The organism is Myroides sp. C4067 (assembly GCF_038039665.1).
Classification (GTDB): Bacteria; Bacteroidota; Bacteroidia; order Flavobacteriales; family Flavobacteriaceae; genus Flavobacterium; species Flavobacterium odoratimimum.
On sequence record NZ_JBBPHJ010000004.1, the window covers coordinates 220,493 to 242,896 of the forward strand.

Annotated in this window: 19 protein-coding genes; 8 read left to right on the forward strand and 11 right to left on the reverse strand. The window is 30.8% G+C overall.

Features of this window, described 5'->3' with window-relative positions:
* Window positions 1–46: 46 nt before the first annotated feature.
* Genes AABL87_RS04485 through AABL87_RS04495 form a run of 3 tightly spaced genes read right to left on the reverse strand, consistent with a single transcriptional unit; the run spans window position 47 to window position 5,552 of the window.
* On the reverse strand, window positions 47–3,133 hold the full coding sequence (locus AABL87_RS04485) for an efflux RND transporter permease subunit (RefSeq protein ID WP_286420880.1): 3,087 nt from the start codon (window positions 3,131–3,133) through the stop codon (window positions 47–49).
* Window positions 3,134–3,152: 19 nt separating this feature from the next.
* The gene (locus AABL87_RS04490; RefSeq protein ID WP_341277013.1) at window positions 3,153–4,253 is read right to left on the reverse strand and encodes an efflux RND transporter periplasmic adaptor subunit; all 1,101 of its coding nucleotides are present in this window, start codon (window positions 4,251–4,253) and stop codon (window positions 3,153–3,155) included.
* An 18-nt stretch (window positions 4,254–4,271) separates the two neighbouring features.
* Entirely contained in the window at window positions 4,272–5,552 is a 1,281-nt protein-coding gene (locus tag AABL87_RS04495) for a TolC family protein (RefSeq protein WP_341277014.1), read from the reverse strand.
* Between the two features lie 788 nt (window positions 5,553–6,340).
* Between AABL87_RS04495 and AABL87_RS04500 the strand changes: the two genes are divergently transcribed.
* The 3 genes from AABL87_RS04500 (at window position 6,341) to AABL87_RS04510 (ending at window position 8,532) form a co-directional block, all read left to right on the forward strand.
* On the forward strand, window positions 6,341–6,979 hold the full coding sequence (locus AABL87_RS04500) for a LexA family transcriptional regulator (RefSeq protein WP_039329537.1): 639 nt from the start codon (window positions 6,341–6,343) through the stop codon (window positions 6,977–6,979).
* A gap of 126 nt (window positions 6,980–7,105) precedes the next feature.
* Entirely contained in the window at window positions 7,106–7,768 is a 663-nt protein-coding gene (gene ung, locus AABL87_RS04505) for a uracil-DNA glycosylase (protein WP_341277015.1), read from the forward strand.
* 176 nt (window positions 7,769–7,944) lie between these two features.
* Window positions 7,945–8,532 carry a hypothetical protein gene (locus tag AABL87_RS04510; RefSeq protein ID WP_341277016.1) on the forward strand — a complete coding sequence of 196 codons (588 nt, stop codon included), beginning with the start codon at window positions 7,945–7,947 and terminating at the stop codon, window positions 8,530–8,532.
* 242 nt (window positions 8,533–8,774) lie between these two features.
* Here AABL87_RS04510 and AABL87_RS04515 read toward each other — a convergent pair whose 3' ends face one another.
* The 4 genes from AABL87_RS04515 to AABL87_RS04530 form a co-directional block, all read right to left on the reverse strand.
* On the reverse strand, window positions 8,775–9,947 hold the full coding sequence (locus AABL87_RS04515; protein ID WP_341277017.1) for a proline dehydrogenase family protein: 1,173 nt from the start codon (window positions 9,945–9,947) through the stop codon (window positions 8,775–8,777).
* 373 nt (window positions 9,948–10,320) lie between these two features.
* Window positions 10,321–11,349, reverse strand: a complete 1,029-nt coding sequence (locus AABL87_RS04520; RefSeq protein WP_006258868.1) for a response regulator transcription factor — start codon at window positions 11,347–11,349, stop codon at window positions 10,321–10,323.
* A gap of 591 nt (window positions 11,350–11,940) precedes the next feature.
* Window positions 11,941–13,725: a hypothetical protein gene (locus AABL87_RS04525; protein ID WP_006263571.1), complete on the reverse strand. Its 1,785-nt coding sequence runs from the start codon at window positions 13,723–13,725 to the stop codon at window positions 11,941–11,943.
* 305 nt (window positions 13,726–14,030) lie between these two features.
* Window positions 14,031–14,678 (reverse strand): hypothetical protein, encoded by a 648-nt coding sequence (locus AABL87_RS04530; RefSeq protein WP_341277018.1) that lies wholly within the window; start codon window positions 14,676–14,678, stop codon window positions 14,031–14,033.
* Window positions 14,679–15,161: 483 nt separating this feature from the next.
* Between AABL87_RS04530 and AABL87_RS04535 the strand changes: the two genes are divergently transcribed.
* Both AABL87_RS04535 and AABL87_RS04540 read left to right on the forward strand, forming a co-directional pair.
* Entirely contained in the window at window positions 15,162–16,007 is an 846-nt protein-coding gene (locus AABL87_RS04535) for an SDR family oxidoreductase (RefSeq protein WP_341277019.1), read from the forward strand.
* Between the two features lie 386 nt (window positions 16,008–16,393).
* Complete coding sequence (locus AABL87_RS04540; RefSeq protein WP_341277020.1) at window positions 16,394–17,317, forward strand: helix-turn-helix domain-containing protein; 924 nt, start codon at window positions 16,394–16,396, stop codon at window positions 17,315–17,317.
* A 73-nt stretch (window positions 17,318–17,390) separates the two neighbouring features.
* Here the strand turns inward: AABL87_RS04540 and AABL87_RS04545 are convergent, their stop codons facing one another.
* The 4 genes from AABL87_RS04545 to AABL87_RS04560 all read right to left on the reverse strand — a co-directional run bounded on the left by AABL87_RS04545 (window position 17,391) and on the right by AABL87_RS04560 (window position 20,090).
* Window positions 17,391–18,029, reverse strand: coding sequence for a DUF4142 domain-containing protein (locus AABL87_RS04545; protein WP_232297394.1), 639 nt, complete (start codon window positions 18,027–18,029; stop codon window positions 17,391–17,393).
* Between the two features lie 14 nt (window positions 18,030–18,043).
* Window positions 18,044–18,613, reverse strand: a complete 570-nt coding sequence (locus AABL87_RS04550) for a hypothetical protein (RefSeq protein ID WP_232297395.1) — start codon at window positions 18,611–18,613, stop codon at window positions 18,044–18,046.
* 168 nt (window positions 18,614–18,781) lie between these two features.
* Window positions 18,782–19,396, reverse strand: a complete 615-nt coding sequence (locus tag AABL87_RS04555) for a YciE/YciF ferroxidase family protein (RefSeq protein ID WP_016649415.1) — start codon at window positions 19,394–19,396, stop codon at window positions 18,782–18,784.
* Window positions 19,397–19,448: 52 nt separating this feature from the next.
* Window positions 19,449–20,090 (reverse strand): KGG domain-containing protein, encoded by a 642-nt coding sequence (locus tag AABL87_RS04560; protein ID WP_006265291.1) that lies wholly within the window; start codon window positions 20,088–20,090, stop codon window positions 19,449–19,451.
* A gap of 1,072 nt (window positions 20,091–21,162) precedes the next feature.
* On the opposite strand from AABL87_RS04560, the gene AABL87_RS04565 reads away from it, so the two are divergent.
* The 3 genes from AABL87_RS04565 (at window position 21,163) to AABL87_RS04575 (ending at window position 21,831) form a co-directional block, all read left to right on the forward strand.
* Window positions 21,163–21,327: a lmo0937 family membrane protein gene (locus AABL87_RS04565; RefSeq protein WP_006263579.1), complete on the forward strand. Its 165-nt coding sequence runs from the start codon at window positions 21,163–21,165 to the stop codon at window positions 21,325–21,327.
* A gap of 65 nt (window positions 21,328–21,392) precedes the next feature.
* Window positions 21,393–21,527, forward strand: a complete 135-nt coding sequence (locus tag AABL87_RS04570; protein ID WP_006263580.1) for a hypothetical protein — start codon at window positions 21,393–21,395, stop codon at window positions 21,525–21,527.
* 109 nt (window positions 21,528–21,636) lie between these two features.
* Window positions 21,637–21,831: a CsbD family protein gene (locus AABL87_RS04575; RefSeq protein ID WP_006263581.1), complete on the forward strand. Its 195-nt coding sequence runs from the start codon at window positions 21,637–21,639 to the stop codon at window positions 21,829–21,831.
* Window positions 21,832–22,404 lie beyond the last annotated feature (573 nt).

Consider the following 22,404-nt stretch of genomic DNA (forward strand, 5'->3'; position numbering starts at 1 on the left):
CCATCTTTAGGATAAAGTGTCCCCAAAAAAATATATATGAAAAAATCTACTTCTTATTTCTATAAGCCCAATAGAATACTTGTGGTAAGATAGTAAAGGATAAAATCATACAGATAATTAGTCCTCCTACGATCATAATTGCTAATGGTTTCTGTATTTCAGATCCCATTCCATTTGATAAGGCTGCTGGAAGTAATCCCATAGACCCCATCAATGCAATCATTACTACTGGTCTTATTCGGCTTTTTACTCCTTCTTTTATTGCTTCTTTTAATGGCATACGATGTTGTAAGTTTTCTCTCATAACTCCAATAAGTACAATACCATCAATAGTAGCTACTCCAAAAAGAATAATAAATCCTATCCCTGCTGATATTCCAAATATCGTGCCAGTTGCCCAAAGTGATACAAAACCACCGATAAAAGCGAAAGGAATAGTTAAGGCTGCTATAGCAGTATCTTTTACATTACCAAAGTTGAAGTACAACAACACAAGAATTAGAATTAAAGAAACAGGAACAACAAGCATTAATTGATTTGCAGCACGTTCTTTACTTTCAAACTCTCCTGCCCATTCCATTTTATTGATAGCAGGCAGTTTTACTTCTTTCTCTACTTTAGCTCTTGCTTCAGCGATAGTACTTCCTAAATCTCTTCCTTCAATACTAAACCCTATACCGATATATCTACTACCACCTTCTCTATAGATAAAGGCAGGTCCTGTGTGATAATCTATCGTAGCAATCTCTTTTAGTGGGACTTGTTTACCATCTAATGAAGGAATTAAAATATCCCCGATTTTATCAGCAGAATCTCTATATTCTTTGTTGAAACGAAGTACAACATCAAACATTCTTTCATTCTCATATAGTGTAGTAGCTGCCTGTCCACCAATAGTCATAGCTATAACAGCCTGAGCATCTGCTGTAGTTACAGCATATTTAGCCATTTTGTGATCATGCAGCTTAATTCTCAATTCTGGTTGCCCAATATTCTTAAATACATTTAAGTCTGTAATACCTTCAACATCTTTGATACTTTTTGCTACTTGATTTGCATACTTTTCTAACTCAAATAAATCATCTCCAAATATCTTAATTACAAGAGAACTCTTTACTCCAGCTACATATTCTTCTACGTTATCTTGTATGGGTTGACTGAATCCAAAATTAACACCAGGGTAGTTCTCTAATTTCAGACGAATCTCTTCTAGAAGTTTGTCTTTTGTTATCTTACGCGTCCATTCACTTTCTGGTTTTAGTTCAGTGTGAAATTCAATATTAAAGAATCCTGTAGGGTCAGTACCATCATTAGGACGACCAGTTTGAGTCAAGACAAATTTTACTTCATCGAATTCTCTAATTTTAGCTTTCATTTCTTTAGCTAATCTTACAGATTCATCTAGATTAATACTACTAGGCAATGTCGCTCTAATATATAAAGCTCCTTCGTTTAACTTAGGTAAGAATTCTGAACCATAATAATGAAATCTAACTCCACAGATAACAAGTAAACCTATAAACATAGAAAGAGTTAACTTCTTATGAGTAAAACTCCAGTTAAACATCTTATAGATATTGTTCTTAAAGAATCGAGAGATAACATTCTCACGTTCTTTGATATCTTTAGTCAGTAAAAGTTTACACATCGCTGGTACATAAGTCAAACTCAATATTAGGGATCCTAATAAAGCATAACCTAACGTAAAGGCTAGGGGAGAGAACATCTTTCCTTCTACTTTTTGGAAAGAGAAAATAGGCATTAAGGCTACGATTAGAATTAATAGTGCAAAGAAAATATATCTCGCTACACTACTTGCACTTTTCTTAATAGTACCTAGTTTAGACATTCTATTAAACCTTGCCATTCCCACTTGTTCAGCTCGTTTCTCTAGACCTACAAAGACATGTTCTACAATAACTAAAGTTCCTTCTAGTAGCAATCCAAAGTCTAATGCTCCCATTGAAATTAGGTTGGCAGGTAACCCTTGTATCTTCAGCATGATGATAGCAAATAAGAAAGCCAGTGGAATAACAGAAGCAACGATAAATGTAGTACGCCAATTATATAAGAAAATAAATACAATAATGGATACTAAAATAACACCTTCTACTAAGTTCTTAGATACGGTGTGTACTGTTGTATTTACAAGGTTCGTTCTATCTACTACTGTTTCTATTTGAACATTTTTAGGTAAAATACGCTCGTTTAAGTCTGCTATTTTATCTTTTAGCCCTTCGATAACAGCACTTGGGTTTTCACCTCTAAGCATTACTACGATTCCTTGTACGACATCATCATCATCTTGAAAAGCAACTTGCCCTAAGCGTGGTTTGGCTGATACCACGACATTAGCTACGTGTTTTACTAGAATGGGAGTACTTCCTTTTACCTCGATAAGGATATTCTCGATATCTTCAACATTGTCTAATAATCCTACACCTCTTACTACATAAGCTTGATCACCACGTTGGATAACATCTCCTCCTACATTAATATTGCTCTTTTCTACGGCTTCGTATACATCTAAAGGAGATAAGTCGTAATTGATTAATTCAGTAGGGTTTATCTGTATTTCAAATATCTTTTCTTCACCACCGAAGCTTACTACATCTGCCACTCCAGGTACAGATAGTAATTCTCGTTCTATTACCCAGTCTTGAATAGCAGTAACTTCTTTGATAGGAAGATCGCTCTTAATGATGTATCTAAAGATTTCTCCTGTTGCTCCAGAAGGCGGCTCTATTTCAAAATCAGCTCCTTCAGGCAGATTTACATTTCCCATTCTGTTAGAAGCATATTGTTGAGCGAAGAAGTCATCTACTTCATCATTAAACAATACTGTTACAACAGATAGCCCAAATAAAGAGATAGATCTTACCTCTGCTTTATTAGGAATGGTGTTAACCTCCTTTGAAATAGGAAGGGTAATAAACTTTTCTACTTCTTCTGCACTACGACCAGGCCACTGTGTGATAATACGTGCACGAGTATTAGTCACATCAGGAAAAGCTTCAATAGGCGTGTGTATATAACTATAAATCCCTCCAAACAATAATAACAATACACCGAAGATGACGATGAATGTGTTTTTAAGTGAAAAGGATACTATATTTTTGACGAATTTTTGCATAAATAAAGGCTTTTACGAATTACAATTTATTAGTTAGCTGCTCATAAATAAGTAATTCATTAGTAGTTACAACCATCTCATTCTCTTTTACACCATCTGCTATATAGGTATAAATATTGTTTTTAGAGACAGGGGTGATCTTTCTAACTTCTTGTTCACAATCATTTTTATAGACTACCACATAATTTTGGTTGTTATCAAATATGATAGCGGTATTAGGGATGGCAAGAGATTTACCCTCGTTTGTTTCTAACTGAATAATGATATCAGCAGACATTCCAGGCTTTAATTTCATCTCTTTATTTTCCATTGAAATACGAGCTTTTAAGACTCTTTCTTCTGTATCGAATACTTGAGATACTTTAGTTACTTTTCCTGCAAAGTATTCATCAGGATAAGCTAGGGTAGATACTTTTACCTCTTGATTTGGTTGTACATGACGCATATTAGCGGCATATACATTAGCCATAATCCATACATCAGATAAATCAGCTACTGTAAATAGGGGTTCATCACCTGCATTTACAGTCATTCCTGTACTTACATTTTTTGTAACGATATAACCAGACTGAGGAGCTACTACATTTACTACTCCAGATTCGCCACGACTATTGAATATCGCTAGACTACTTCTTACTGCAGCTACTTTACTATTAAGTGTTTTGACTTCTTCTTGAGCTTCGATTAACTCTTTTTGAGAAGCAATCCCATCTTTATACATTGATTCTACTGATTCTAACTCGCGCTTAGCTACTTTTAATTCAGCTTCACTACTTTTTAACTCACTGTATATCTCATTCGTATCAGTACTTTTTATTTCAGCTAATAATTGTCCCTTCTTTACATAGTCTCCTAACGAAAAGTAAGTATTAGCAACTAATCCATCTACTAAGCTATGATATGGAACAGTTTTATCTTGATTGTAATCAATGTATCCATTAAGTGTAATACTTCGCTCTATAGGTCTTAGAGTTACTTTTTCAACATCTAAGGTATTTTTAATAGCTTCTGAAAGGCATTCTTGTGTAGTAGAAACCTCTTCATTAGTTTTATTTTCTTTATTACAGCTTATTAAAACAGCATTTAATAATACTAGTGTAAGTATAGAATATTTTGTCATTGTCTTTTTATTTAATTCTTATAAGTCTTTTCCTACAGCGTATTGTAGTTTTTCAAAGTGATCGTTTAAATCTTTTCTTGTTTCTAATAGAATTGTTTTGTTCTCTATATAAGCTTCTACAAAGTCTAAATATTCTATGAGGCTCACATTTTTCTTTTGAAAATTCTTGTGATATGCATCTAGTAATTGATCTAGTTGGCTTTCGTATTCGCTATCTATATCTTTGTACAACTGTTCAGCATGATAATAATTTCTAAAAGCTTCCACTATATCATTAGCAATCTCATTTAGTTTGCTTTGTGTATCCAGTTTTGCTAATTCTATATCTATTTTAGCTTCTTTAATACCTCCTTTATTTCTATCAAAGATGGGTAAGTCAAACGAAATCCCAAAACCAACAAAATCACGCATAATATTACCACCTCTGTCATAATCTACTCCTAGTGTAATATCTGGAACTCGCTGTGCTTTCTCAATCTCTAATCGCTTTTCTGATTGCTTTTCTAGAGTTTTGCTTTTTAAGGCATCTGGACGTTGTTCCTGAGCAGTGATAATCCAATTTTCTAATTCTAATTCAGATACCTCTTTCTCAGGAGCTACTAGTTTATCAGTAATAACGACCAGGGTGCTATTCCCAATATTGATAAAGTTTTTAAAGTCTTTTATAGCTTCTTCAAGTTCTTTATTGATATTAACCAATTCTTTTTTAAACTGAAGTTCAGCTGCTTTTAAGCGGATGTATTGTGCTTGACTTATATTCCCTTGATCTAATTGGTTCTTGTATGCACTAATTAGGGACTTAGTACTTTCTATTTGTTTTTCGTATATCTTTTGTTGCTCTTGAAGTATTTGTAAGTTAGATAGATTACCTCTTAGTTCTAACTTAAGCTCACGAATAATACTTTCGAACTCCTGTTGTTTCTCTTCTATAGTTAATTTCTGAAGGTCAATTGTCTTTCTACGTTTACCGCCTGTTTGAATCAATTGTTCTACTCTAAAAGCATATTGTTGTGCTTCACCCCAGTTACCTATAAGCTTAGGTTGTTCTTCTATATCTGTAGTCTTCCAGAAGTTGATTTCAGAAACTTCAAAAGTAGGGTTAGGCCATAATTTTGCTTGTAACAATTGTGCTTCTGCTTGTGAGATTTCTAAATTCTTTGCAATAAGTTCTAAGTTCTGCTCTAAGAAAAGTGCTTCAGCTTCTTCTTTAGATAATGTCAGTGCTTTAACTGAGTTATCTTGTGCATAAGTACTTAGTACAAAAGTAGATAGAATGGTTAATAAAGTGTTTTTAAACATTGTTTTTTATTTTAAGGTCAAAATTATTGTTTAGGACTTATAGAGAACTTTGAGTTCCATTAGAGAGAGATTAAAACAACATTAGAAAATGATTAGAAAGCTAATTACTCCTCCTCTTTATAGTCGCAATTTTCAATCTATTTAACTTGATTTTGTTTTCTACTTTTTCGTTGAGTTGTCATTATTCTATTTAATCTAAAAGTTTAACAAGAACTCTCTTTAATCCAAAACCCTTATTCTTTATAGAATGACTATTACAAAAAAGAAGCCAAAAAGGGTTTTGATCCTAAAAAATATACAATTGTTCAGTATTATTTTTTAAATGGCTTTACGTTTTGTGATGTTTAAATGTGTCAATCAGCTTTGTAATCAATGCTTTATTGTGAATAGTTGACAAAATGTAGTCTCTTAAAAATTAAGAAATGTTGGCAATATTATTGTAAAAGGTCTTTATAGGTACATTATTGCGAATTATTACACACCTAATACTTTGTATTGTTTGAATATTATGATTTATTAGTATTTATATTTTGTAATTTGTACTATATAAGTAGTAATAAGCTAAAGATTTAATTCTTTGTTTAAAAATCAATAATAGCCTTAGGTAAGCCTTATAACGAGGTTTTGGAGTAGATAAATAATAGGGCAGTTTATGCTACTATACTAGAATTAGTGTACAAATAGCCACTCATTAAAATATTTGATTATTATCATTTATGGCTTATAAAGTGCCTTAATCACATGAGAAAAGTAAAAAAAATTAAAACAAACACTAAAAAATTAAAGCTATGCAAAATGCAACAGGAGTAATTAAGAAACTAAAGAGAATGCTAGGGATTAAAACAGATTTACAGTTAGCAGATATTCTTGATGTTAAACCTAATACTATCTCTTCATGGAAAAAGAGAGATAGCTTACAGTATGAAGGCTTAATAGCGTTGTGTAAAGAACACAAAATTGATTTAAATGAATTATTCTTCTCAGATTCTACAGCTGTATACAACAGTAGTTATCACAAGAGAAAAGTAAAAATGATTTCTATTGATCACCACTTTGAATATTTTTTGGATCCAGAGAAGACATTAGCTACAGCTCCAAGTTATGTTTTTCCAACGGTAGAGGAAGTAGATACAGCTTTTCAAGTATCTGTAGATAATATGTATCCAACTATTAAAATGACTTCTTATGTGATTACTAAGCATATTAGTGTAGAGGACTTACAGTTATGGCATGTTTATCTATTTGTACTTAAAGGAAAAGGGATTGTTATTTACAGATTTAAAAGAAAAGTAGATGATAATACACTGTTATTGATCAGTGATAATCCTGCATTTGAAAATATCCAGGTAAAAATAGACGATATAAAAGAACTCTTCTGTATTCGAGGCGCTTTTTTACCACAGATGAAAGGTATATCTGAGATATAATCAATGAGAGATACTAAAAGAAAAGAGTAGACAAATAATAGTGATTAGCTACTCTTTTCTTTTAGTATTTCACTCTAAATCTTGTTTAATATTTTAGTTGAAAGCTTATATTTGAAGAAAAAAAGAATGAAACTAAAAGCAAAAGGTTGGAATAAGCATTTAGCAACTGAAATGGCATCTCCATATTTTAAAACACTACTAGAGAATATTAATTGTTTATATGAAACTACTATGGTCTATCCTCCTAAAGAGGAGGTTTATAAAGCATTTGAGCTAGTAGATTTTGACGATGTGAAGGTAGTCATCATTGGTCAAGACCCTTATCATGGGGCATTTCAGGCAAATGGTCTTTCTTTTAGCGTAAGTAAAGGAGTAAAGTTACCACCTAGCTTACAAAATATCTATAAAGAACTAGAAGGTGATTTAGGCATTAAGAATATTAATGGAGATCTGACCAAATGGGCAGAACAAGGTGTATTCTTATTAAATGCAACATTAACTGTACAGGAGAAGAAAGCAGGTTCTCATCAGAAGTTAGGTTGGGAGAAATTCACAGATGCTGTAATAGAACAATTAAGTGAGCACAGAGAGAATATTGTATTTATTTTATGGGGCAGTTATGCTCAAAAGAAAGGAAAGAATATTGATCGTTCTAAACATTTTGTAATAGAGACAGTACACCCTTCTCCTTTATCTGTTTACAGAGGATTTTATGGTAGTAAACCCTTTTCTCAAACCAATGCTTACTTGGAGTCTAAAGGAATCAAATCAATTGATTGGAAGATTTAGTAAGAATTAGGAATTAGGAATTAGGAATTAGGAATTTTTTCAGCCTATAGTACTTTTCTCTTATGCAGGACTGTATATAAGGTAATATTATCTAATAACAGGAAGTCAGGAGACTTCGCGTAGCAGTATATTCCATCTTTTAAGTAAAGAATGTAATTAACTAAGTTTGTTTTGATATGTTTAAAATAAAAAACCAAGAGTTTGAAGTAAAGTATGCTTATTTAGATGCTTTTATGGATAGTTCAATAAAACAGTTAGTCTTCGGATTACAAATAAAGGCTGAAGACACTAAGGGTAGATTAAATAGAAGGGGCCTGTATTTTAATTCAGAGCTATTATTATTTGTTAACCCTAATGAACTGAACCAATGGCAAGATATTGCAGGATATGATATAGAATGGGAAGATTATCAAGAAGAAGAGGGGAAGCCTAGAGCTCTTTTTTATGTTTATGAACATACAGGAGTGTATAATGCAAAAATCAACTTTAGAAAAGTTAATGACAAAATAATAGTGAAGGTGTCTGCTACTATTGACATTTATGCAGATGATGATTTTGATGAACAATTATCTCTTGAAATAGAAACAGAGGTTCAATTTTTTGGTATACTCTGCGGAAAGAGAAGTGCAGAAGAATGCGCTGAATTAATTGGCAATTATTTAAATATTGACCATTTAAAGTATGTCCAGAACCAATACAACGTTTCACTACTAGTTCCTAAAGATACAGATATGGAAACAAACTTATTAGTACTAGGTGATTAATAGAGGGTATGTATGAATATTAACCCAGATACTACAAAAGCAATTCTACTTTATATATTAGTATTATAGCCGGCTCTACTGTTATGTGTACTTAGTATCGTGAAGAGAGAAGAAATTAGAGTAAGCTTTTTGAAGAAGCAGGATTTTAATCAATATCATAAAAAAACGGAAGCTGATAAGGCTTCCGTTTTTTATAATGAATTACCCTAGGCAGGTAATTGTATTTCTAAAACTGTAATTAATTACAGTTTTCTTCTTTTTAGTTCAGTTTCGATAAGATCTAACTCTCTATTTGTTTGACCAGCAACAGAAGTGTTTTCTTCTGCACGTCTGATTAAGTAAGGAATTACATCACGTACAGGTCCGAATGGTAAGTATTTAGCTACATTAAACTTCTCTTTCGCTAAGTTAAAGCTAATATTATCACTCATTCCGTACAGCTGTCCGAAGTATAATCTACGGTCTGTATGAGAGATATTGTGTTTTTCCATTAAGTCCATGATTAAGTAAGAACTTTTCTCGTTATGAGTACCAGCGAAGATAGCCATAGAGTCAATGTTCTCTAACATATAAGTAACTCCAGCATCATAGTTTACATCAGTAGCAGCTTTGTCTACACAGATAGGAGATTTATATCCTCTCTCTGTAGCTCTTTCGCGTTCTACCTCCATATAAGCACCACGTACTACCTTCATACCTACATGGAATCCTTCTGCCTTAGCGATAGCGTGTAGATCTTTTAAATACTGTAATCTATCCCAACGATACATTTGAGCAGTATTATAGATTAATGCTTTCTCTTTGTTATACTTTCTCATCATGTCTAGTACGATATCATCAGCAGCATCTTGCATCCAGCTGTGTTCAGCATCGATTAATAAAAGTACACCATGGTCATAAGCAAACTTACAAGCCATGTTAAAACGGTAAACGATACGTTCCCATTCTTTTTCTTCTTCAGCAGTGAAAGCTACTTTCTCTCCTTTTTTTACAAACATATCAAATCTACCAAATCCAGTAGGTTTAAATACAGCAAAAGGAATAGAGTCTGGACGTTGTTTAGCATACTCGATTGTTTTAATCGTCATGTTTAGAGCAGCGTCGAATTGCTTTTCAGTTTCTTTACCTTCTACAGAATAATCTAAAACTGATGCCACACCACCTTTAGCGTACATATTATCTACTACAGTTAAGCAGTCATCTTCACTAATACCGCCACAGAAGTGATCGAATACAGTAGAACGGATTAAACCAGTAACAGGCAAATGAGTTTTAATTGCAAAATTTGCAAGGGAAGAACCAAGTTTTACTAAAGTTGGTTTGCTGATCATTTTAAATAAAAAATGTGCTCTTTTTAATTCTTTATTATTTTTAAGAGCAAAAGCTACTTCAGTATTATTAAATAAATTTTTCATTATAAAAAGTAAATTCGTTAGGCAAATATAATTACTCTTTTAGTAATAATTTAATAGTTTTTGGTATTTATCTTCTTATTTAAAATATGTGATATTTTTTAATCGCTTAGTGATTATAAAGTGTTAAATACTTTTAATCCTTATCGAACAAGAACTAAACTCTTAAATTCTTTGATATATCTAATTATAACTTCTTTTAAAAGTTATAAAAAAATAGAGATACTCCGTTGTTTAGTCTTGTTTAGAGGGTTAAGGACTATTTATATCATCAAAATTCTCAGAAAATATCATTGACTTTATAAAGAATGCTCTGATAAGAAGAAAAGACCTTTTTAAAACTAAAAAATAGTTGAATACAATTAGAGTATGACAGCTATTCTAGCTTATCCTTAAAAGCATAAATCTGTGCTCTAGAATTAATGTTTAGTTTAAAATAGATTTTACTAATGTGATATTTACAGGTATTAATAGAGATAAATAACTCATCAGCTATCTCTTTATTCGTAGCCCCTTCCCAGAGTAGACTTAGAACCTCCAACTCACGTTCTGTAAGATTGTATTTATTCTTTAATTGATATAGAGGTTGATCTTGTATGGTTGTTTTTTCTTGCTCTACTTTTGTCGTTTTATCTGCATTAAGGCTTTTCTCATATTCTAACTGTTTATGGTAGTCTTTTACCATATACATATACTGGTATAAATATCGTTTATAGATAGAGTTTCGCTCATGTATTTTCTTTACTTCTAATAGGGTAATACAACTAGAACAAATAAGAATAGGAATTCCTATTAAACGCAATGTAGGCCATACGATGAATAACTCGTAAAGCGTATCATTAATAGAAGGAGCGAGAATAATGGTACTAGCGGTAATACATATTATTAAGAAAGAAATATAATTTTTATAATTGTACGTATGATTCAGAATGAAGAATAAGTACAATGCTAGTATCGTTAGTATCGTCGTTATAGGGTGAATGAAACTATTCCCATGACTAGGAACGATAAATAAATTGGATAACAACTCTATCGCCACTAAAGCAAACAGTACAACTATCCCTGTTTTATAGAATTGTTGTTTGTGTTTAAATCTTAAAAAAGGGTAGGGCAGAAGTATTAAGAGCACTAGTGATGTACCAATGTTCCAGGCTAATAAATAACCGATAGTAGCGTGGTGATCAGGTAGATAAAAGTAAATAATGTCCTTGACTAAGAAACTAGAGAATATACTTAATTGTAAGAAAAAACTAAAGCTAAGTTTCTTATACTTGAAAATAATATAAAGTGCAAGAAGTATAACTAGAGAGAGAAATGATATCCCATAGTACAGTCCGATAATAATATATTTAGGAGTATCTGTTGCAAAAAAAGGAAATTGATTAAATAACGGTAATGAAATCATATAAGGTTTATAATGCTCTACATTATATGTTAATATAGAGTGATAATAAATGTTTAATTAGACCTGTTTTTTAGAGAACCTCTCTGCTGATCAAGATGTAAAATTAACTAAAATATCAGTGCAGTACTTTCTTAAATCTGTGTAGTGAAATGTTAAAAAAGTATAGTGTCATCTATTTGTTTGGTTCACAGTATTGATATACAAGGCATTGATTTGTCTGTTAGAAGACTTTTTTAATAGTGTATATTTCAAAAATAGCCGTAATTTAGCGCTATAACTATTAAAAAGGATAGTTAATTTTCTAGTAAAACATACTATTTTTGGATTGTCTTTATTACTAAAAAACTATCCTTTTTTGTTTTACTCTTTTTATGTATTGATGAGATGAGTAAGCATCCAAAGTCCCCACTAGTTATAAAGACCTTAGACAAAACTAGCGTAAAAGATACATTTCGTTTGTCTATTTTGAGCACCTAATCATGTATTGATTGGGTGCTTTTTTTATTTAGTCTAAGTGATAAAAATTACAATTGTAGATATGAGTAAAAAAGAAAATCCAGCTTGTCTGCTGACAGCTGGATTTCTTCTTGTTTAGTTTAGGAGCTCTTTTTCTACTTGAAGTAAATCTTTAAGTATATTTTCTCGCTCTTGTATAAAGTAAGTATTATCTTCTTTAAAGAGGTTTTTATAGTACGTGATTCCCTCTAGTAAGTTCTCTTTTGTCTTCATTAGCTTTTTCAGTTTTGGCGCTGATTGTTCTAATTCTAAAGCTAATTTTTCTTGTCTATAATGATCTAGATACATCCTTAATTCTTTAATAAAGAAATGAGGGCGTTCCTTCGTATCGATTACATTATCTCGTCCATAGATATGATTGACCATTTTCTTAAGAGATACTTCTTTTGTAAAGTAAGCAATATTAGGCCCAGGGCAGATAGCTACTCCTTGTGCTTCTCCTTTGATAGGCAAGTTAAGCTCCATATAAGACGCATTGGCTAAGCCTATACATAGACATGCTTTTTCTGTTATCTGTTGATACTTCTTATTGTATTCTTCTTGGCTAATATTATCCTTACCCTGTTCTAGCTTTTCTATTTCGATAGTTTGATACTTTCTAGAAGCAGTACACAGTCCTTCATTCGAATAATTTTTATTCAAGGCTAGGTACTTTCTAGGACAAGAACTACCTGCTTTGTTCTTATTGATTCTCTCTGACTTAAAGAAGTCGTTAGAAGTTCCTTTAATACTATTAAACGGCACACCTAAAGGAGAGATATTACTCAAGTATAAATCTTCTTCTTTTGCCTTAGCTAATAATTCTCTAGTGGTCTGATCTACAGAAGTAGCCTCAGGTACTAATAAGAAGGGTGAGCCCCAGCCTACAGAGTCTACCTCATAATGCTCTAGCAAGAACTGATGTTCTGCCGCTGTACCTACGCCGCCCTGAGCTGTAACCTTTAAATCAAGAGGAGTAGAAGGAACAAATCTATTCTTCTGTTCTAGAGCTTTGACTAGTAAGTCATGGGTAGAATTTATTAATTCTGCTTTTCTAGCTTTAAACTCTTCTAATATTACTCCCATTAGATAACCATCTGTAGCGAAGGCATGCCCACCACAGTTAAGTCCAGACTCTATGCGATACTCAGATACCCATAACCCCTTTTTGGCTAGGAAATTCCCCTGTATTAAGGCAGATCTAAAGTCACTTACTTTTAAGATGATTTTCTTCTGTAAAGTACTGTCAACAGCTGGATAAAAAGCGTCAAACTCCTCAAAATAGCTAAACAATCTTGGATTCATACCTGCAGATAAGACTACGGATGAGTTTAAAGTACTATTCACAAAGCCTCTTAGGGCAGCATGTGCATCATTGTACTCTACTGGTAAGGCTTCTTTTTTATTGAAGTTCTCTCTATCTACTTTAGTCATGATATTGACATCTATATCTCCAGGAGTAAGGTAGTGCTCCAGAACTCCCTTCAGATGGTCTATAGATAGCTTATCATCTAAGTGCTGCTGTAGATTCTTTCTGATCTCTGATACAGATGGCAACATATCGATATAATCCTCAACCTCTTTTTTGCTTTCTAAGAAAGAAGCTTTTAGGTTTTCGAATTTTCCTTTTACGATGGTATCTAATGTATTTAGATAAGCTGTAATACGCTTGGCTCTAAAGTCCTCTATCTTCTTCGTTATCTCTTGATAAGGCAGTTCGAATTTTTCACAATAGAACTTGTTCATACGTTCTATTAATTCATCATCCATCACAGAGATAGTAGAGGAGAAACCATACTGAGCCACTCTCACTGGACTATCAATCGTATAGGCCAATCCCATCACTGGAATGTGAAATGAATGTATTGGTTTTAATTTCATTTTGGTTTGTTTGTTATATTTTATAAGGGAGGGAAATTCTTCAAATATTCTGAGTAATTAAGTGACAAATATCATGTTAGGAGATTATCTCATATTAAATTTATGTAAAGACCTAGGGAAGAAGGGAGTGATAAGTAGGTATAAATAATAGGTTGTTTTATATGTAAGTGTCTAATTATAATATCTATACATTTAATTAAATCTCATCCTTAAAGTGAAAATCTGTTGAGTAGTATAAAAAAAAACAGTAAAGGAATATTTCATCCTTTACTGCATACTTAGAAAAATAACACTTTATGATTTTTTTAGTAATTATTTCTATTACCAAAACCATAGTGACGTCTAGATCTACGTTGTTGATTATGATTAGAATTGTTTCTAGAAGAATTCATTCCGTAGTAATCAGTATTGTTTAATCTATCTGAAGAGTATTGTTCATCATTATCCATCCATATTTGCGGACGTCGATAATCTCTCTGTTGTCGATAATCTTGAGATTGTCTATTATTAAAAGAGCGCCCCATATTTCTATTTTGTGAATGATTTCTTGTATCAAAAGAATCTTCGTCATAGCCATAATGACTTTGTTCATTATAACCTGGGTAATGTTCATGGTATCCATCTGAATCCATATTATAGTCATCTCTAGGGTATTCTAAATTTTGATCATAACTATCCATGTAATTATTATTATGGTTGTAGTTATCATTATAGTAATTGTCTCGATTATTACCACTTTGATACTCATCATTATAATAATCTTGATTATTATTGTAATTGTGTCCACTCATATCGTATTGAGAGTTATCATAACGGTTATCGCCAAAATAATTGTTATCTCCATAACTATCAAAACGATTAGAGTATTGGTTTGATCGATCTTTTGATGAATTAAAATTATCTCTTGTTCTTGATCTATTGTAAGCTCTAGAGCTATTATTACGGTTATTCATAATATTGAAGTTTTTTAATTAATAAAAAATTAGTGACAGCTAGTATTTTATCATTTTATTCTTCAATAGTTAGAAAGCAAAAGCTATGCTTAAAATAAAATAACATTGTATTTTGTGTATTATTACATAGCTTATATTTTAATCTTAAAATAAAATATAACTACTACCGTAATAATAAAATCAACTATATAACATAATATTTAATTATTAAGTTGCATAATAACAAATAGTTGTGTTTTATTTTTATGTAAATAATCTTTTTTAATATTCAGAAAAAGTAAGCTTAATTAGAAGATGATTTTTTAGTTAAAGGGAATAATTGTGTAATTAATCTACAATATGTGTGTTTTTTACTCGTGTTTACTTTCTTTGAATATTTACTTCTTGACATAAGTAAGTCTTATAGCTTGTTGTTCTATCTGATTTGGTAATTAGCATAGATTTTGTCTTTTAATAGGTTGTATTAACCTTAAAAATTAAATTATGGAATATTCAGAAACCAAACAAATTCCTCCAGGAAATGAATTAGATATGAAAAACAGACCTAATCATGGAGAATTTTCTTATAAAGGGAAAGGATTGTTTAAAGATAAGACAGTACTTATTACAGGTGGAGATTCTGGTATAGGTAAAGCTACTGCTATAGCTTTTGCTAGAGAAGGAGCTAATGTTGCAATAGTGTATTTGTCCTCATTAGAAAGAGAAGATGCACAAGATACTTTAAATTGGATCAAACATGCAAAAGCAGAGGGAATAGCTTTTGAATTAGATCTTCAGAAAGCCGAAAATTGTAAAAAGGTTGTTGAAGATACTGTCAAGAAATTTGGTAAAATAGATGTACTAATTAATAATGCCGCTTTTCAAAGGGAGCATAAAACTTTTGAAGAAATTACTATAGAGGATTGGAAGCAAACATATCAGACTAATTTAGATGCATTATTTTTTATGATAAAGTATAGTCTTAAATTTATTCCAAAAGGAGGTAGTATTATCAATACAACATCAGTCAATGTATATAATCCTAATCCCAGTCTTTTAGCCTATGCTTCTACCAAAGCTGCTATTCAAAATATAACAGCTAGTATGAGTAAAATGTTTTTGGAACAAGGAAAGGAAATAAGAGTCAATGCTGTGGCTCCTGGACCTATATGGACTCCATTAATTCCAACAACTATTTCTGATGTTGATAGTTTTGGAAAGAATACTCCTATGGGGAGACCTGGGCAACCTTGTGAAATCGCTCCTATATATGTTTTTTTAGCAAGTGATCAAGCCTCTTATATTTCAGGAGCTATTATTGCGGCTACTGGTGGTCGTATAACTTTATAGGTTAGAAACAAAAAAATGTAAAATTATTTTAAATAAGTAACCCCTGCTTTTAAGTGGGGGTTAATTTTTTAGTATAAATTAGATTGATTTTAATGTATATTGTTGTAATGTCAAAAAATATAAATATACTTTGATACTATTTTAGTAATATTTAAATTTGAACAACAACCTTATAAACGATTGATTTTAATAAAGTACAAATAACCTTCTGTTGATGGTTAAATTATCGTTATTATCTCTTTTTTAAAAGTAGTAAAAACATTTTATTAGAGCCTATGTCTTATTTAAAGTGTATTTAATTCTTGTAAGTATCTAAAATTAATTGTTGTTAGGTAAAGATAAATGCTGATGAGATTATTGTAACACTTACCTTAAATTAAAATTAGATGTCTATAAAAATCAATAAAGAAAGATTTCAAGCCTTTTTAGAAGCTCTAGATGATTTAGCTAAAGGGAATTATACTAAACGCCTTAGTTCTAGTATTGAAAATGACTGTTTTTCAAATGCAGAAACAGTATTTAATATTTTAGCAGAAGAGTATGAAAATAAGTTTAAGTATTTCATTACTCTTCAGCCGACTCTTGGTTATGAGTATATTACATCTTGTATTATTAAAATTAGCCCTGAAGGTAGGATATTAGATATGTCGTTAATTAAAGCTAAAGACAATATCTTAGATAAAATAGATTTTATAGATAATTACCTTTTAGACTTAGTCTCTGAACAAGATCAGGAAAAATGGCTTAAGAATTTTCTGATTTTTCTTCAAACCCCAACCAAAAGAACTTCTTTTTCATTAGAACTATTAATTAAAGGAGAATCGATAAAAGGTTATTGTGGTTTCCATTATATGGGGCAGTCTAGAGAGATTTGGATGAGCTTTGCTATTGTTAATCCAATCTTTGAAACAGAAAAAATAGAAGAGAACACCCCTGATTACACTAAAATTCGAGAGATTAAATTCAGTGATAAACAAAAAATACAACAAATACATGCTATTCTCTGTAATAAAGAATATGATCGTATTTATACTATTGATGAATTAATTGAGCAATTTCAGATTAATAAAAATGTATTTCAGAAAGGGTTTAAACTAATGTATAATCAAACATTCTATTCTTTTTATTTAGAGCAACGCATAAAGTACGCTAAGCAATTATTGATTTATTCTAATTTATCAATTAATAATATAGCACATAAATGTGGATTTACAGATTATTCTAATTTTTTTAGAAATTTTCAAAAAGCTACAAACCATAACCCCGCTGAGTTTAGAAAAAAATATAGTAAAGGGTTAAATACAGAATAATGTTATTATAAAAACCGCCATAGAGTATATGGCGGTAAAAAAAAAGTAAAAAAGCATAATATATGTATTACAGCTATTTATTTATAATATTATTTTTAATGTAATTGGCAGATTCAAGATGAGATCTTACTTCTTGTAGCGTATTGTTCAGTTCGTTTTTAATATTGATATGATCTGTTTTATCAATTCCTTTAATTAAAATATCTACTGCCTTGTTATGAGCAGAAATCACTTCATCGATCCATTTTTTGTCAAATTTTTTACTATTTGTTGATTCTATATCCTGAATATCTTTCCATTGTGAATCGGATAAATTTCTTGGAATAGCATAATTGAATTGCCCTGCCAAAGCATTTAATTGTTGCAATCTTTTAGTATGATGCTTCTCAAGCTCTGTTGCGAATTCACGTACTCTAAGACTATTTGCTCTAGTTTTTCCAGTTTTTGCTAACTCTATTTCATATAGTTGATCACTTATCACGTCAACTATTAAATCAGCATATTTTTTATCATTGTGATTGTTTTGATTTATACCTTGTTTGGAATCCTCTCGATGATAGTTATCTTGAGAATAGTTAGTATGGTCAAGATTAGCTTTATTTTGATCTTTAGCCATTTTTTCTGGGTCTTTAGCTGTAGGTCTTTCTTTACATGCGATAGCGGCGAGGGCTATTATTAATGCTAAAAAAATCATTTTTATGTATGTTTTCATAATTTAAATATTGGTTATACATTATCTAATAGATTGGTTGCTTCATCTATACGTATTTCAGTTTCTTGTATTATTTTCTCATAGAATACTTGTAGGTCAGTATTAAGAGTATTATTTTTAATTTGCCATAAGACTTCTCTGATACTGAATTGTAGTTTGATAGTTTCTTCTAAGAAAAGGGACTCATAGTCCTTTGAATAGCTGTTTTCTAGTTTATGAAGAACAAGTCTCTTGTCACTCAGGTTGATAATACTATCTTGGGTTGTAGATTGAACAAGGATACTCATTTCTTTTAAAATGTTTTGATATTCAATTATTATAGTATTAGCAAAGTCAACTATTCTTTTATCTCTGCTTTTCTCTTTTGCAGCTTCTGTATAATAAAACTGTGTTTTTACAAGCGTACTAAAGTGTTTTGCCAAAGAATCATTATAAGCTTTACTATTTTTATGATCTTGAATAGGAGATGAGTTTGTATCTACAACTTCATTTGTTTTAGACCTATAAGTTGATCTGTAATGATTTGGATCTCTTCTACAAGAAGTAAAGAACACAGTAATTAAGATAATTATAGTGAATAGCAAAAGAAAGAATTTATAATTTAGAGTGATATACATGATTGTTTTTTTAATGAAAGTGGCTTACTTTCGGGTTATTATGAAAGATTTTATACTATGGAGATATGACCTAGGTAAGCCACTTCATTTTCTAGTTCTAGCAATTTTTAGAAAAGAATATTGAATTGAGTAAATCTATTTTACTTTATCCTTTGGCTGGCTACTCTTTTTGGTTTGATTCGCTGAACTAGATTTACTTGTAGATTCTTTTACATCTTCATCTTCTACATTCTGATCACTGGCTTCTATATTGATGTGGCATTCTCCTATATGAGTCAATTCACAATCAGCCTGTTCTTCCTCATCTAAAGTTTGTTCTAATAAATCAGCAATATCATATTCCTCAATAGCAAGGGCAAATTGGATTAGTCCGCCATAAGTCGCTATTTCATAATGTTCTATTTGTTGAGAAATAACAATGAGTCCAGCATCTCTTACCATACTTCCGTCTTTTGTTATTTTTACTATTTTCTGAGTTACTTCGTCAAAGGTCTTCATCACTAGGCAAGATTCTTTTTCGCTTGTAATTCCAAGAGTTCTAAAAATTTTTTCTAATCGAATGATTTGTCTTTGCGTGACAATCTCATGATCTTTTAGTGTATCTTTTAACTCATGGGTTGTAGCCTTTTCTATCATAGTAGGTAAGGAATCTAAAATGCCATGTTCTGTATTATAGATACCTTTTAATAAGTGGATAAAAAGATCTTTAAACTCAGATGCTCCCTTCGAAATATTATTTGATTTTTTCATGTGTTTTAGGTTTTAAAGAAGAAGGAGAGAAACTCTCCTTCTATCTAAATTACTATCTAGAAGAATATGCTCCCCTTGAACTACTGTTAGAGCGTCCACCACCATGTGATGCACGTCCCCCCATTCTTGCAATTTCAGTTCTTTTTGCTTTGCTCATTGCTGCAAAACCGCGACGTGAACTTCCATTGTTAGTTCTTCTAGATGAATTTGAACCAGTTCTGTTATCTGCACTATTATAATAACTTCTTTGGTTGTTATGATTAGAGTTTGATCTCCTTGACGATTGACCTTGTCCTCTTGAATTTTGAGATCTGTTACCATATGATTGAGAATTAGAAGACCTGTTGCTATATGTTGAGTTATTTGATCTTCTTCCTTGTCCTTTTGGAATAAATCGCCCTTGTGAATCTCTCGGGTGATCATCTTCATTGAAGTTGTTGTCATAAGACGAGTCCTGATCGTAGAAATCATCTTCATCGAAGAATTGTTCAATTTCTTCTTGCTCAATATCATCATCATAAGCTTGATCATCAGCTCCATCGTCATAACCATGTTCATAACCTAATTGATAAATTTCTTCTGCCATTTGATAAAAATCAGATTGTCGACTACTTTGTGACCCTCTGTTTCTAGAATTGTGGTGGTTCATAATTTTTTGTTTAAAAGTTAATATTACTGTGATACTAGCTGTCATAAATGTCACAGTTACTTTTAGTTAGTTCAATATCCATGCTTGAAAAATAAAATAGAACAAAATAGAGTAGGAGGTGATATCAACTGTTAAAAAACCTTTGAATAACAGGAGCTACAAGGGATTAAGGTTGTTTGTTATTATTTTATTTTTTAAGAAATAAAAAAATATAATATAATAATATTGTTAATTTATATGAATGAATGTCTTGATGTATTGAAAAATATTCATTTATGTATCATATAATAAGTTAATTGTAAGTAATAGTATTACAATTAATAAAATAATTTATATAAATAACTATAAATGAGTTGTTTGTGTTTTTTTAAATTATTTCTTTTAACAAATATAGTAGGCAAGCATAATATAAAATATGTAGAATAAATGTTTACTTTTTATACATACCGTGTATTTAATACTCATTTTTCTACGTATTATTTGGGATTTACAGGCTATTTTTTTTAAATCAACAATGTTTGTTTTTTGTATTTGCAATATTATCTGTTCTTCTTGTATAAGAAAGACATTTGAAAGTATGTTACTTATTTTTTTTGATTCTATAAGTAGAATAAATTAATTATTCTATATGTAACTTTCTATATTAATATTGATAGAAATTACTATAAAATATTTACTAGCTTTTATAATCACACAAATAGATAGTGATTACAGATCTCGATTTACCTTTTATTTTGGTTTTTTTGAGTAGAAATTACTCAAATTGAGATTTTTTTACTCATTTATTCCTCGATATTTTAATTATTAAAGAGTTTTTATAAAACATTAGCAAGGTGCCTATGGTTTTTATGCTAGCTTTAGTACTGACACTATATACCGCGCTATTGAAAAGAAGATTATTCTCTTTATTATTGATAAAAATATTATAGTAGTACACTATTTGTATTTATTTAGTTATAAATAGCTTTTTTATATGTATAAAATATAAAAATACATAGGTATTACTTTAATATAGGGATTAAAGAATAAAACATTTAGATCAAGCGTCAAGACTACCAAAAGTAATACTAATCAACAAATCTATCAAGCAGTAAAAACTAATCTTAAAACTTAACATATGAGAAATGTATTTTGGTTAATTATCGTAATTCTTTTAATAGGATGGGCAGTAGGTTTTTTTGCTTTTGGACAAGTGCTCGGTTGGGCAGTACATATCTTGTTAATACTTGTCTTACTAATGCTTATATCACGAGTTATAAAGGGACCTAAAAGTGAGCTCTAGTTTAGATATCATAGAATAATAAACAAGAGACTAGAATATAATTTACTAATCTTAAAAACAAAATTATGGAAAAAGAAAAAATGTATCAATTAGGAAAAATCTTTTGCTGTGCGGCTATAGGAGTAGTTGTATTAGCAGTAGTAGTGAAGAAAAAATTCATGAAAGAGGTTAAGGATATCGAAGACTGTATATCAGATTAACTATTAGTATGAATTAAAAAGTAATTGTACTTAACAAAGTGTAGTTATTTGGTAAACAGAGTAAAACAGTTGAAAAAAAATAGAGTATTAATTTAATAAATCACTAATTATGAATAATTTAGAATTAGAAGGAAAATGGAAACGTATTAAAGGAGCTGTTAAACAAAAATATGGACAATGGTTCGATGATGATAAGGTTTTCGCTGAAGGAAAATTTGACGAAGTTGTTGGAAAGCTTCAAGAAAAAAGTGGAAAGACACGTGAAGAGATTGAAGAAGTTATCAAAAATTGGAAAGAAGAATAAATGATTTCAATCTTATTAAGTTTATTTATATTATCTAATATAATATGTAAAAAAGAGCATTTCTTTATATTTATAAAGAGATGCTCTTTTTTTAAGCAGATATCTCACAATGAGAATAGTTTAACCACTATTAAATCTAAAAACAGGACAAATCACAGCTGTTAAAAATATTAACATTTAGGCGTTTTTTAGTGATTTACAGCACGCGACAAAGCCAGTGATAGCAAAGCTTTTGGGAAGGTTGTTTGGACGTTGTTCGGAAGTTCTTTGCAAAGTGTTCGGAAAAAGGGGGTGTTTTCCGAACACCTTCCGAACAAACCACAACGGAGACCGCATGAATACTCGGTTTGTAGTGAATTTACAATGTTAAAAAACTTGTTAAAATTTTGAAAATTGAATTTTGAAAGCTGTGATTTGTGCTTTCTTTTTGGTGAGATGTACCAGACTTTGAATAGAAGAATATTCTCAATAATAGCCATTGAGTCAAAGCCTTTACTGTAGGCAAAGGTAGTAAAAAAATAGATAGGAGAAAAGAGGGTATAGTTTGTAGAACTTATCTCTTACATAGAACTG

Bases quoted from the DNA above. Each gene is read 5' to 3' on its own strand.
- AABL87_RS04510 (WP_341277016.1), top strand. From the start codon at position 7,945: ATGTTTAAAATAAAAAACCAAGAGTTTGAAGTAAAGTATGCTTATTTA.
- AABL87_RS04515 (WP_341277017.1), bottom strand. From the start codon at position 9,947: ATGAAAAATTTATTTAATAATACTGAAGTAGCTTTTGCTCTTAAAAAT.
- AABL87_RS04540 (WP_341277020.1), top strand. From the start codon at position 16,394: ATGTCTATAAAAATCAATAAAGAAAGATTTCAAGCCTTTTTAGAAGCT.
- AABL87_RS04525 (WP_006263571.1), bottom strand. From the start codon at position 13,725: ATGAAATTAAAACCAATACATTCATTTCACATTCCAGTGATGGGATTG.
- AABL87_RS04535 (WP_341277019.1), top strand. From the start codon at position 15,162: ATGGAATATTCAGAAACCAAACAAATTCCTCCAGGAAATGAATTAGAT.
- AABL87_RS04530 (WP_341277018.1), bottom strand. From the start codon at position 14,678: ATGAATAACCGTAATAATAGCTCTAGAGCTTACAATAGATCAAGAACA.
- AABL87_RS04520 (WP_006258868.1), bottom strand. From the start codon at position 11,349: ATGATTTCATTACCGTTATTTAATCAATTTCCTTTTTTTGCAACAGAT.
- AABL87_RS04570 (WP_006263580.1), top strand. From the start codon at position 21,393: ATGGAAAAAGAAAAAATGTATCAATTAGGAAAAATCTTTTGCTGTGCG.
- AABL87_RS04545 (WP_232297394.1), bottom strand. From the start codon at position 18,029: ATGAAAACATACATAAAAATGATTTTTTTAGCATTAATAATAGCCCTC.
- AABL87_RS04500 (WP_039329537.1), top strand. From the start codon at position 6,341: ATGCAAAATGCAACAGGAGTAATTAAGAAACTAAAGAGAATGCTAGGG.
- AABL87_RS04575 (WP_006263581.1), top strand. From the start codon at position 21,637: ATGAATAATTTAGAATTAGAAGGAAAATGGAAACGTATTAAAGGAGCT.
- AABL87_RS04565 (WP_006263579.1), top strand. From the start codon at position 21,163: ATGAGAAATGTATTTTGGTTAATTATCGTAATTCTTTTAATAGGATGG.
- AABL87_RS04485 (WP_286420880.1), bottom strand. From the start codon at position 3,133: ATGCAAAAATTCGTCAAAAATATAGTATCCTTTTCACTTAAAAACACA.
- AABL87_RS04560 (WP_006265291.1), bottom strand. From the start codon at position 20,090: ATGACAGCTAGTATCACAGTAATATTAACTTTTAAACAAAAAATTATG.
- AABL87_RS04490 (WP_341277013.1), bottom strand. From the start codon at position 4,253: ATGACAAAATATTCTATACTTACACTAGTATTATTAAATGCTGTTTTA.
- AABL87_RS04555 (WP_016649415.1), bottom strand. From the start codon at position 19,396: ATGAAAAAATCAAATAATATTTCGAAGGGAGCATCTGAGTTTAAAGAT.
- AABL87_RS04495 (WP_341277014.1), bottom strand. From the start codon at position 5,552: ATGTTTAAAAACACTTTATTAACCATTCTATCTACTTTTGTACTAAGT.
- ung (WP_341277015.1), top strand. From the start codon at position 7,106: ATGAAACTAAAAGCAAAAGGTTGGAATAAGCATTTAGCAACTGAAATG.